At 69.6% G+C, this 11,012-nt stretch carries 8 protein-coding genes and 2 pseudogenes; 1 reads left to right on the top strand and 9 read right to left on the bottom strand.

Going from position 1 to position 11,012, the window contains the following annotated elements:
* The 9 genes and pseudogenes from AC31A1_RS36265 to AC31A1_RS36225 all read right to left on the bottom strand — a co-directional run.
* On the bottom strand, window positions 1-2,487 hold a 2,487-nt coding region (locus tag AC31A1_RS36265; RefSeq protein WP_489657386.1), incomplete at its 3' end, for a DUF4118 domain-containing protein.
* 1 nt (window position 2,488) lies between these two features.
* On the bottom strand, window positions 2,489-3,172 hold the full coding sequence (locus AC31A1_RS36260) for a response regulator (protein WP_489657385.1): 684 nt from the start codon (window positions 3,170-3,172) through the stop codon (window positions 2,489-2,491).
* Window positions 3,173-3,272: 100 nt separating this feature from the next.
* Window positions 3,273-3,905, bottom strand: a complete 633-nt coding sequence (locus tag AC31A1_RS36255; RefSeq protein ID WP_489657384.1) for a potassium-transporting ATPase subunit C — start codon at window positions 3,903-3,905, stop codon at window positions 3,273-3,275.
* Between the two features lie 24 nt (window positions 3,906-3,929).
* Window positions 3,930-6,023 carry a potassium-transporting ATPase subunit KdpB gene (kdpB, locus tag AC31A1_RS36250; RefSeq protein WP_489657387.1) on the bottom strand — a complete coding sequence of 698 codons (2,094 nt, stop codon included), beginning with the start codon at window positions 6,021-6,023 and terminating at the stop codon, window positions 3,930-3,932.
* A gap of 29 nt (window positions 6,024-6,052) precedes the next feature.
* Window positions 6,053-7,717, bottom strand: a complete 1,665-nt coding sequence (kdpA, locus tag AC31A1_RS36245; protein WP_489657383.1) for a potassium-transporting ATPase subunit KdpA — start codon at window positions 7,715-7,717, stop codon at window positions 6,053-6,055.
* Window positions 7,718-7,725: 8 nt separating this feature from the next.
* Window positions 7,726-7,815, bottom strand: coding sequence for a K(+)-transporting ATPase subunit F (gene kdpF, locus AC31A1_RS36240; protein WP_016434100.1), 90 nt, complete (start codon window positions 7,813-7,815; stop codon window positions 7,726-7,728).
* Window positions 7,812-7,997: a hypothetical protein gene (locus AC31A1_RS36235; RefSeq protein WP_489657382.1), complete on the bottom strand. Its 186-nt coding sequence runs from the start codon at window positions 7,995-7,997 to the stop codon at window positions 7,812-7,814. The genes kdpF and AC31A1_RS36235 overlap by 4 nt, the downstream gene beginning before the upstream one ends.
* Before the next feature lie 69 nt (window positions 7,998-8,066).
* Window positions 8,067-8,870, bottom strand: a pseudogene (locus AC31A1_RS36230) (amino acid permease); the annotation flags it as partial.
* A pseudogene (locus AC31A1_RS36225) lies at window positions 8,867-9,088 on the bottom strand (sensor histidine kinase KdpD); the annotation flags it as partial. The pseudogenes AC31A1_RS36225 and AC31A1_RS36230, both read right to left, overlap by 4 nt.
* A gap of 152 nt (window positions 9,089-9,240) precedes the next feature.
* Here AC31A1_RS36225 and AC31A1_RS36220 point away from each other — a divergent pair.
* Window positions 9,241-10,845 carry a Na+/H+ antiporter gene (locus AC31A1_RS36220; protein ID WP_489657381.1) on the top strand — a complete coding sequence of 535 codons (1,605 nt, stop codon included), beginning with the start codon at window positions 9,241-9,243 and terminating at the stop codon, window positions 10,843-10,845.
* Window positions 10,846-11,012 lie beyond the last annotated feature (167 nt).

Here is an 11,012-nt window from a genome sequence, read left to right as displayed (position 1 = left end):
GTGGAGGCTGAGGACCATCGTGAGGCCGCCGCCCGGGGTGTCCTCGGCGCTCAGCGTGCCGCCGAGGGCTTCGGTGAAGCCGCGGGCGACCGCGAGGCCGAGGCCCACTCCGGCGCCGCGCGGGGCGTCGCCGTAGCGCTGGAAGGGTTCGAAGATGCGGTTCTTGGCCTCGTCGGGGACGCCGGGGCCGCGGTCGACGACCCGGATCTCGACGCGGTCGGCGATGGCACTTGCCTTGACCAGTACGGGAGTTCGCTCCGGGCTGTACTTCACCGCGTTCTCGACGATGTTGGCGACGGCGCGTTCCAGCAGGCCCTTGTCGACGGGGACCATGGGCAGGCTTTCGGGGATGTCGAGTTCGACGCTGTCCTCGGGGACCCCGCCCAGTGCCATCGGGATCACCTCGTCGAGGTCCGCCTCGCGGATGATCGGGGTGACCGTGCCGGTCTGGAGGCGGGACATGTCGAGGAGGTTCCCGACGAGGTTGTCGAGGCGGTCGGCGCCGTCCTCGATGCCTGCCAGCAGCTCGGCCTGGTCCTCGTCCGACCAGGCGATGTCCTCGGAGCGGAGCGAGGACACCGCCGCCTTGATGCCGGCGAGGGGTGTGCGCAGGTCGTGGCTCACGGCCGCCAGGAGTGCCGTGCGGATGCGGTTGCCTTCCGCCAACGCCCGTGCCTGGTCCGCCTCTTCGCGGAGGCGGCGGCGGTCCAGGACTACGGCTGCCTGTGCGGCGAAGGCTGCCAGGACGCGGCGGTCCTCGGCGGGCAGGACCCGGCCGGAGAGGGCGAGGGCCATGTGGTCGCCGACCGGTACGTCGACGTCCGCGTCCTCCGGGTTCTGGCAGGGGCGGGGGCCCACGCTGCCCGCGCAGGTCCAGGGTTCGACGTCGCTCGCGCGCTCCAGCAGGGCGGCGGACTCCATGCCGAAAGTCTCCCGGACCCGTTCCAGGAGCGCCTCCAGGCTGGTCTCGCCGCGCAGCACATTGCCCGCGAGGAAGGAGAGGATCTCCGACTCGGCGCGCAGCCGGGCCGCTTGATGAGTGCGCCTCGCGGCCAGGTCGACCACCGACGCGACCGACACCGCCACGGCCACGAAGATCGCGATGGCCACGATGTTCTTGGGGTCGGCGATGGTGAAGGTGTGCACGGGCGGGGTGAAGTACCAGTTCAGGAGCAGCGATCCGACCGCCGCCGAGGCCAGTGCCGGGAAGAGTCCGCCGAGCAGGGCCGCCGCCACCGTCAGGGTCAGGAACAGCAACATGTCGTTGGCCAGGCCGACTTCGGGCGCGACACCGCTCAACAGCCAGGTCAGCAGCAGTGGTCCGCCGATTCCGGCCAGCCAGCCCCGGACGATCCGGTCCCGGCCGAGCCGCGTGCCCCGGTTCACGGGCAGTCCGCGTCCCTTGCCGGCCTCGTCGTGGGTGATGAGGTGGACGTCGAGATCGGGGCCGGACTCGCGGGCGACCGTCGAGCCGACGCCGGGCCCGAAGACGTACTGCCAGCCCTTGCGGCGGGAGACGCCGAGGACGATCTGGGTGGCGTTGACCCCGCGGGCGAAGTCCAGCAGTGCCGCCGGTATGTCCTCGCCGACGACGTGGTGGAAGGTGCCGCCCAAGTCCTCGACGAGGGTGCGCTGTTGGGCCAGTTCCTTCGGGGAGGCCGAGGTCAGTCCGTCGCTGCGGGAGATGTAGACCGCCAACACCTCGCCGCCCGCGCCCTTTTCGGCGAGGCGCGCGGCCCTGCGGATCAGCGTGCGCCCCTCGGGGCCGCCGGTCAGTCCTACGACGATCCGCTCCCGCGAGCCCCAGATCGCCGAGACGCGGTGTTCGCTGCGGTACTCCTGGAGGTAGGCGTCGACCCGGTCGGCGAGCCAGAGCAGCGCCAACTCCCGCAGGGCGGTGAGGTTTCCGGGCCGGAAGTAGTTGGAGAGGGCCGCGTCGACCTTGTCCGGCTTGTAGATGTTGCCGTGGGCCATCCGGCGCCGTAGCGCGGGCGGTGACATGTCGACCAGCTCGATCTGGTCGGCGCGGCGCACGATCTCGTCCGGGACGGTCTCCTGCTGCCGTACGCCGGTGATGGACTCGACGATGTCGCCCAGGGATTCCAGGTGCTGGATGTTGACGGTCGAGATCACGTCGATGCCCGCCGCCAGCAGCTCCTCGATGTCCTGCCAGCGCTTGGCGTTGCGGGAGCCGGGGATGTTGGTGTGCGGCAGCTCGTCCACGAGGGCGACTTCGGGGTGCCGGGCGAGCACCGCGTCCACGTCCATCTCGGTGAACTGTGTGTCCCGGTAGGCCAGTTCGCGGCGCGGGATCTCCTCCAGGCCGTGCAGCATCACCTCGGTGCGCGGTCTGCTGTGGTGTTCCACGAAGGCGACCACGCAGTCAGTGCCCCGCTCGATCCGCCGGTGCGCCTCGGACAGCATCGCGTACGTCTTGCCGACGCCCGGTGCCGCGCCGAGGTAGATCCGGAGCTTGCCGCGTCCCATGTCATCCTTCGAAGCGGTAGCCCATGCCGGGCTCGGTGATCAGATAACGGGGGCTCGACGGGTCCCCCTCCAGCTTGCGGCGCAACTGGGCCATGTAGACCCGGAGATAGTTGGTCTTGTTGCTCTGGGTCACCCCCCACACCTCCTGCAGCAGGTACTTCTGGGTGATCAGGCGGCCGGGGTTGGTGACCAGGATCTCCAGCAGATGCCACTCGGTGGGGGTGAGCCGGATGTCGTGTCCGTCGCGGGTGGCCTTCTTGGCGAGCAGGTCGATGGTGAAGCCGTCGGTGGTCACGAGGGTGGTCGTCGGGGCGAGCGGCACGTCCTCGACGCGGCGGACGGCGGCCCGTAGCCGGGCGAGGAGTTCGTCCATGCTGAACGGCTTGGTGATGTAGTCGTCGGCGCCCGCGTCGAGGGCGGCGACCTTCTCGTCGGAGGCCTGGCGGGCCGACAGCACGAGGATCGGGACCCGGGTCCAGCCGCGCAGCGCCTTGATGACGTCGACGCCGTCCATGTCGGGCAGTCCGAGGTCGAGCATCACGACGTCCGGCTGTCGCGCGGCCGCGAGCCGGAGCGCGGTGGCTCCGTCGGGGGCGGCGTCGACGCCGTACTGCCGGGCCTGCATGTTGATCACGAGAGCCCGTACGAGCTGCGGGTCGTCCTCCACCACCAGCACCCGTGTCATGGGGGTGTGCCTTTCGTGTGGTCCCTGGCATGGCGGCGGGAGTCGGCGATGCCGGGATCTCTCCTGAGCCGCCGACTCCCCTGCCGGTCGTGTAACGCCATCAGCTCTTCGTCACAAGGGACTTGAGCGCGATGTTGAGCTCCAACACGTTCACCGTCGGCTCGCCGATGAAGCCGAGGGTGCGGCCGTCGGTGTGCTCGTCGACCAGCTTCTGCACCTGGGTCACGGAGAGGTGGTTCCGCTCGGCGACCCGGTGGACCTGGAGCTCGGCGTAGGCCGGGGAGATGTCCGGGTCCAGGCCGGAGCCGGAGGAGGTGACGGCGTCGGCGGGGACCTGGGAGGGCGTGACGGTGTAGCCCGGCACCGAGTTGTCCTTGACGACCGCCGCCTTGGCCTTCTCCACCTGCTGGAGCAGCACCTTGCTGTCGGCGGAGAGGTTGGTGGCACCGGACAGGATCAGCTGGTACTGGGTGTTGACCGAGTTCACACCCAGTCCGTTGGCGGGACGCGGCTGGAAGTAGTCGAGGCTGTAGCCCTGTTGGCCGATGAGCGAGGAACCGACGACCTTGCCCTCCGACGTGATCTCCGAGCCGTTGGCCTTGTTGTTGAACAGCGCCTGGGCCACACCTGTGACGACCAGCGGGTAGATCACGCCTGTGACCAGGGTCAGCACGAGGAGCGCCCGCAGGCCCGCCCAGAGCAACCTGGCTGTGTTCGTAGCGGAGTTGTTCATGGCCTTCAGCACGCTTTCGAATAGTTACAGCCCGGGGATGAGGGAGATGAGGAGATCGATGATCTTGATGCCGATGAAGGGGGCGATCAGTCCGCCGATGCCGTAGATCCCGAGGTTGCGGCGGAGCATCTTGTCGGCGCTGACCGGCCGGTACCGCACGCCCCGCAGGGAGAGCGGGACCAGCGCGATGATGACCAGCGCGTTGAAGATGACGGCCGACAGGATCGCGGAGTCGGGCGAGGCCAGGTGCATGATGTTGAGCTTGTCCAGGCCCGGGTAGACGGCCGCGAACAGCGCCGGGATGATCGCGAAGTACTTCGCGACGTCGTTGGCGATGGAGAACGTCGTCAACGCACCCCGGGTGATGAGGAGTTGCTTGCCGATCTCGACGATCTCGATGAGCTTGGTCGGGTTCGAGTCGAGGTCGACCATGTTGCCGGCCTCCTTCGCGGCCGACGTGCCCGTGTTCATCGCGACGCCGACGTCCGCCTGGGCCAGCGCGGGCGCGTCGTTCGTGCCGTCACCGGTCATCGCGACCAGCTTGCCGCCGGCCTGCTCCCGCTTGATCAGCGCCATCTTGTCCTCGGGAGTGGCCTCCGCGAGGAAGTCGTCGACGCCCGCCTCCTCGGCGATCGCCTTGGCGGTCAGCGGGTTGTCGCCCGTGATCATGACGGTCTTGATGCCCATGCGGCGCAGCTCGTCGAACCGCTCGCGCATGCCCGCCTTGACGACGTCCTTGAGGTGGATGACGCCCAACACCCGTGCGCCCTCAGTGTCTTCGACCGCCACGAGCAGCGGGGTGCCGCCGGCCGCGGAGATCCGGTCGGTGAGCGCGCCGGCGTCCTCGGACACCTCGCCGCCCTGCTCCCGGACCCAGGTGACGACCGAACCGGCCGCGCCCTTGCGGATCTTGCGTCCGTCGACGTCCACACCCGACATACGGGTCTGCGCGGTGAAGGCGATCCACTCTGCGTGGGCCAACTCGCCCTGGTGGCGCTCGCGCAGGCCGTACTTCTCCTTCGCCAGCACGACGATGGAACGGCCCTCGGGCGTCTCGTCGGCCAGCGAGGAGAGCTGGGCGGCGTCGGCGACCTCGGCCTCGGTGGCGCCGGCGACCGGGACGAACTCGGAGGCCTGGCGGTTGCCGAGGGTGATGGTGCCGGTCTTGTCGAGGAGAAGGGTCGAGACATCACCGGCGGCCTCAACTGCCCTGCCGGACATGGCCAGCACGTTCCGCTGGACGAGGCGGTCCATGCCCGCGATACCGATCGCGGAGAGCAGCGCGCCGATCGTCGTCGGGATCAGACAGACCAGCAGGGCCACCAGCACGATCATCGTGAGGTGCGTGCCCGCGTAGTCCGCGAACGGCGGCAGCGTGGCACAGGCGAGCAGGAAGACGATGGTGAGTGACGCCAACAGGATGTTGAGGGCGATCTCGTTGGGCGTCTTCTGCCGGGCGGCGCCCTCGACCAGGGCGATCATCCGGTCGATGAAGGTCTCGCCGGGCTTCGTCGTGATCTTGATGACGACGCGGTCGGAGAGGACCTTCGTCCCGCCGGTGACGGCCGAGCGGTCGCCGCCGGACTCGCGGATGACGGGCGCGGACTCGCCGGTGATGGCCGACTCGTCGACACTCGCCACTCCCTCTACGACGTCACCGTCGCCGGGGATGATGTCGCCCGCCTCGCACACCACCAGGTCGCCGATGCGCAGCTCGGTGCCGGGGATCTGTTCCTCGGTCGTGCCGTTCAGACGGCGGGCCACCGTGTCGGTCTTGGCCTTGCGCAGGGTGTCGGCCTGCGCCTTGCCGCGGCCCTCGGCGACGGCCTCCGCCAGGTTGGCGAAGACGACGGTCAGCCACAGCCAGGCGCTGATCGCCCAGCCGAACCAGTCGCCCGGGTCCTTGAAGGAGAAGATCGTGGTCAGCACGGACCCGATCCACACCACGAACATCACGGGCGACTTGACCATCACCCGCGGGTCGAGCTTGCGGCAGGCGTCGGGCAGGGACCTGATCAGCTGCTTCGGGTCGAACAGGCCGGCGCCGACGCGTCCCTCGTCCTTGTGACCTGTCGGCACATCGCTGTGCGGCGCCCGGGTCGGAGTGGCTGTGGACATCGAGTCCTCTTGGTTCTCGGTACGGGTGCTCATGACGCCAGCCCCTCGGCCAGCGGTCCCAGCGCCAGGGCCGGGAAGTAGGTCAGACCGGTGATGATGAGGATCGCGCCCACCAACAAGCCGGTGAACAAAGGCTTTTCAGTGCGCAGGGTGCCTGCGGTGACCGGCACCGGCTTCTGCTCGGCGAGCGAGCCGGCCAGGGCCAGCACGAACACCATCGGCAGGAAGCGGCCGAGCACCATCGCGAGTCCGGTCATGGTGTTGAACCAGTCGGTGTTCGCGTTCAGGCCGGCGAAGGCGGAGCCGTTGTTGTTGGCGGCGGAGGTGAAGGCGTACAGCACCTCGGAGAAGCCGTGCGCGCCGGAGTTCAGCATGGAGTGCGGCGGGGTCGGCAGCGCCATGGAGGCGGCCGCGAAGATCAGCACCAGGGCCGGGGTGATCAGGATGTAGCAGGCCGCGAGCTTCATCTCGCGGGTGCCGATCTTCTTGCCCAGGTACTCGGGCGTACGGCCGACCATCAGTCCGGCGATGAACACCGCGATGACCGCCATGATCAGCATTCCGTAGAGGCCGGAGCCGGTACCACCGGGTGCGATCTCGCCCAGCTGCATGCCCAGGATGGTGATGCCGCCGCCGAGCCCGGTGAACGAGGAGTGGAAGGAGTCCACCGCGCCCGTCGAGGTCAGGGTGGTCGACACCGCGAAGATGGACGAGGCCCCGACGCCGAACCGGGTCTCCTTGCCCTCCATCGCACCGCCGGCGGCCTGGAGCGCCGCGCCGTGGTGGGCGAACTCGGTCCACATCATGAGGGCGACGAAGCCGACCCAGATGGTGGCCATCGTGGCGAGGATCGCGTAACCCTGCTTGATCGAGCCGACCATCACGCCGAAGGTGCGGGTCAGCGCGAACGGGATGACCAGCAGCAGGAAGATCTCGAACAGGTTGGTGAAGGGCGTCGGGTTCTCGAAGGGGTGGGCGCTGTTGGCGTTGAAGTAACCGCCGCCGTTGGTGCCGAACTCCTTGATCGCCTCCTGCGAGGCGACCGCACCGCCGTTCCACTGCTGGTGCCCACCCAAGAACTGCCCGACTTCATGGATCCCGGAGAAGTTCTGGACGGCACCGCACGCCACGAGCACAAGTGCCGCGACGACCGACAGCGGCACCAGGATGCGGATGACGCCACGCACCAAGTCGGCCCAGAAGTTGCCGAGTTCACCGGTGCGCGAGCGCGCGAAGCCCCGTACGAGAGCCACCGCGACGGCGATGCCGACGGCCGCGGAGACGAAGTTCTGCACAGCGAGACCGGCGGTCTGCACGACGTGACCCATGGTCTGCTCGCCGTAGTACGACTGCCAGTTGGTGTTCGTCACGAACGACACGGCCGTGTTGAACGACTGCGCCGGGTTGACCGAGGAGAAGCCCAGTGAACCGGGCAGGATGCCCTGAAGGCGCTGGAGGAGGTAGAGGAACAGGACGCCGACCGCCGAGAAGGCGAGCACGCCGCGCAGATACGCGGGCCAGCGCATCTCGGTGTTCGGGTCGGCACCGATGCCCTTGTAGATCCACTTCTCGACCCGCAGGTGCTTGTCGGAGGAGTAGACCCTGGCCATGTACGTGCCGAGGGGGATGTAGGCGAGTGCCAGCGCGCCTATGAGGGCGAGCAGCTGGAGGACGCCTGCGAGGACGGGACCCATGTCGCGGCTCAGAACCTCTCCGGGAAGATCAGGGCGAGGACGAGATAGCCCAGCAGGGCGACGGCCACGACGAGGCCGACAATGTTCTCGGCGGTCACAGCTTCGTCACCCCCTTGGCGACGAGGGCCACCAGCGCGAAGACCGCGATCGTGGTGACGACGAAGGCCAGATCGGCCATCGTGAACTCCTGGAATGAGGTTCGGATGGAACGGACGCTCAGAGGTAACCGCGCCCGTGACCCGATTCGGCCGCCGTTGACGGGTCCCTTACGGCGGCGCACACGCCTTTGACGGGACTCTTACGGCGGCGGTGCGAAATGGGCGTGTGCGCCTCGCCCGGGATCCCGGGATCAGAACAGCCGGAACCGCAGCCGGCAGATCACCGCGTCCGTGTCCCGCCGTACGGCATGGGCGACGACGGCTCCGCGCTGGTTCTGGAGCAGCCGCTGCCACAGCCGTGCGGGCTCCACCTCCGCGATCAGGACGGTGACGCGGGTGTCCGGTTCCGCCGCCGAGACGTCCCGTACGTAGGCGGCGATCAGACGGCCCAACGTGCGGCGCTCACAGGCGAGTTGGACCAGGGAGGCGGCGGCCGTCAGTGCCTCGGAGGTGAGGAGGGAGAGGGACGAGACGGGCACGATCACGACGGACCGGCGCGGTGCGGGGGTTCCGGGATACGGCCGAGGCCGAGCCGTTCGCCGATGTGCGCGTAGGTGCGGTGCACGGTCTCGAAGGCCAGAACAGCAGGGGCAGGGTGATCACGATCAGCCAGGCGCCCTCCTCGAACTTGGTCGCGGTGACGACGACGGCCGCGATGCCGGTGAGGAGCGCGCCGAACCCGTGACGAAGACGCCGGTCGCGAAGAGCGGTACGAGGGTGTTGGTGTCGCCCCCGGAGAACACCAGCAGGGCCGCGGACACCACGGCCGCCGCGAGCACGCCGTGCCGGTGCACCTGGCGGTCGGCCTTGAGGGCGAAGACATGCGGGAGGCAGTTGTCGCGGGCCGGCAGCTTCAGCAGCACCGGCAGCCCGCCGAAGGACGTGTTCGCGGACAGGGCGAGCAGGATCATCGTCGCGAACTGGATGACGTAGAAAGACCAGGTGTGGCCCAGGGAGGCGTCCGCGAGCTGGGCGCGGACGGTGACGCCCTGAACTCCCCGCTCCGGTAAGCGCATTGGGCCCGCTCGACGACCTCCAGGCCGTCGAGCATCGCCTCGGTCGGCGGGCGCCCGTGGCACTCGGCGAACCCCACCACCACATCGGCGCCGCGAGCGGCCCGGCGCCGTGCCTCGTCGAGCATGCGGTAGGTCTTGCCGACACCCGGCGCCGCCCCGAGGCAGACCTTCGGTCGCCCGCGTCGTATGTCGTTCAGCGCCTCCCGGACAAGCGCCCCGCAGCGCCTCGGGCAGGCTTCTTGACGCGTCTCTGGCGGCGCCCGCGAGGACGTTGACACTGTCTTGACGGCGCCCGGCCGGGTTAGGGTGAGCGCGGTGTGCCGGGAAGTCTGGTCGGCGGGGAGCCCACATGGGCTCGTCCAAGCCCCAGGGGGACGGCATGCGCGGCGTCGGTACGGTTCTGGCACTCGTGGTTCTGGCGACGCTGGTCGCGACGTTCGCCCGCCGGTGGCGGATCCCCGCACCCTCCCTGCTCGTGGTCGCCGGTCTCGCCGTGGCCCTGCTGCCGGGCACCCCGTCGATCGAGATCAGCCCGGACGTGATCGGCCTGGTCGTCCTGCCGCCGCTCCTGTACGCCAGCGCCGAGGAGATGTCGTGGCGCGAGCTGAAGGCGGTGTGGAAGCCGGTCGGGATCCTCGCGATCGGCCTCGTCCTCGCGTCGGCGGCGGCCGTGGGCTGGGTGGCGTCGACGGTCACCCCACTCTCCTGGCAGATGGCGTTCGTGCTGGGCGCGGTCCTGGCCAGCACCGACCCGGTCGCCGTCACCGCGCTGGGCCGCCGGCTCGCCCTGCCGCCCCGGGTCCAGGTCCTGGTCCAGGCGGAGTCCCTCTTCAACGACGCGACCTCGCTGGTCCTCTTCCGGGTCGCGGTGAGCGTCGCCGTGGCCTCGGCGGCGGCCAACTGGGGTGCGGCGGGCGGGGAGTTCGTCGTGCTCGCGGGCGGCGGCACGGTCATCGGGGCGGCCCTCGCCTACATCGTCACGCTGATCCGCCGGCGCACCGAGGACCCGGTCCTGGAGACGGTGATCTCCCTGGTCACGCCGTACGCGGCCTACGTCCTGGCGGAGGGCGCCCACACGTCCGGCGTGACGTCGGTCGTCGTCGCCGGGGTCGTCCTCGGCGGTCGCGGCGACCGCCTCACCAACGCCCGCATCCGGCTCCAACTGCACGCCGTCTACGGCACGGTGGTGTTCCTGCTGGAGAGCGTGGTGTTCTCCCTGATCGGTCTCGCCCTGCCCGCCCAGGTACGGGCGCTGTCCGACGGCGACCGGGCGTGGCCCCTGTACGCGCTCGCGGTGGCGGGCACCCTGATCGCCGTACGACTGCTGTGGCTGGCGCCGCTGTCGGCGGTGGTGCAGCGCAAGGGCGGGGTGCACAGGGTGAATTGGCGGGTGCCGATGGTCCTGACGTGGGCGGGCACCCGGGGTGTCCTGCCGCTGGCGGCGGCCCTGTCGATCCCCGAGGTCACCAGGACCGGCGCCACCCTGACCGACCGCCCTCTCGTCCTGGTCCTCACCACGTCGGTCGTGGTCGTCACCCTCGTCGTCCAGGGCTTCACCCTCGCGCCGGTCGTCCGCCGCTCCGGAATCGCCCTGGAACCCGACCACACGGAACGCGAAGAGGCCTCCGCCCGCTGCCGGTTGGCCGACGCGGGCATCCGCCGCCTGGACGAACTGGCCGAGTTGGAAGCAGTCCCGGACGTCGTCCTCGACCGCCTCCGCCGCGGCCTCAACGCCCGCCTGGACGACGCCCGAGACCGCCTCTCCGACAACAACGGCCAAGCGGCGCACGCCGAATCGGCAGATCTGGTCTACCGCCAGCTCCGCCGCGACCTGATCGCCGTGGAGACGGTCGAACTACAGCGCCTCTACGACGACCACACCATCAGCGACACGACCCGCAGGCGGCTCCAGCGGTCCTTGGACCTGGAGGAGGCAAGGCTCGCGGACGTGTGACCCCGTAGCCGAAGCCCCATTCGCCACACGGTCCGACCTCCCCGCGTGCCTCTAGGGGCGCGGGGCTGTATCGATGTGCGGCTCCGCCGCGTGGGCGCGACCAGCCACAACGCACCTCTCTCACTCCCCGTAACCCTGGGTATCCACCACACCCAGCCACCCCCAAC

It is taken from the genome of Streptomyces sp. P5F9, from assembly GCF_057961495.1.
This window is presented reverse-complemented; position numbering and strand designations above follow the sequence as displayed.

Excerpts from the sequence above, each read along its gene's own strand:
- AC31A1_RS36260 (WP_489657385.1), bottom strand. The coding sequence starts at position 3,172 with ATGACACGGGTGCTGGTGGTGGAGGACGACCCGCAGCTCGTACGGGCT.
- AC31A1_RS36255 (WP_489657384.1), bottom strand. The coding sequence starts at position 3,905 with ATGAACAACTCCGCTACGAACACAGCCAGGTTGCTCTGGGCGGGCCTG.
- kdpB (WP_489657387.1), bottom strand. The coding sequence starts at position 6,023 with ATGTCCACAGCCACTCCGACCCGGGCGCCGCACAGCGATGTGCCGACA.
- kdpA (WP_489657383.1), bottom strand. The coding sequence starts at position 7,717 with ATGGGTCCCGTCCTCGCAGGCGTCCTCCAGCTGCTCGCCCTCATAGGC.
- AC31A1_RS36220 (WP_489657381.1), top strand. The coding sequence starts at position 9,241 with ATGGGCTCGTCCAAGCCCCAGGGGGACGGCATGCGCGGCGTCGGTACG.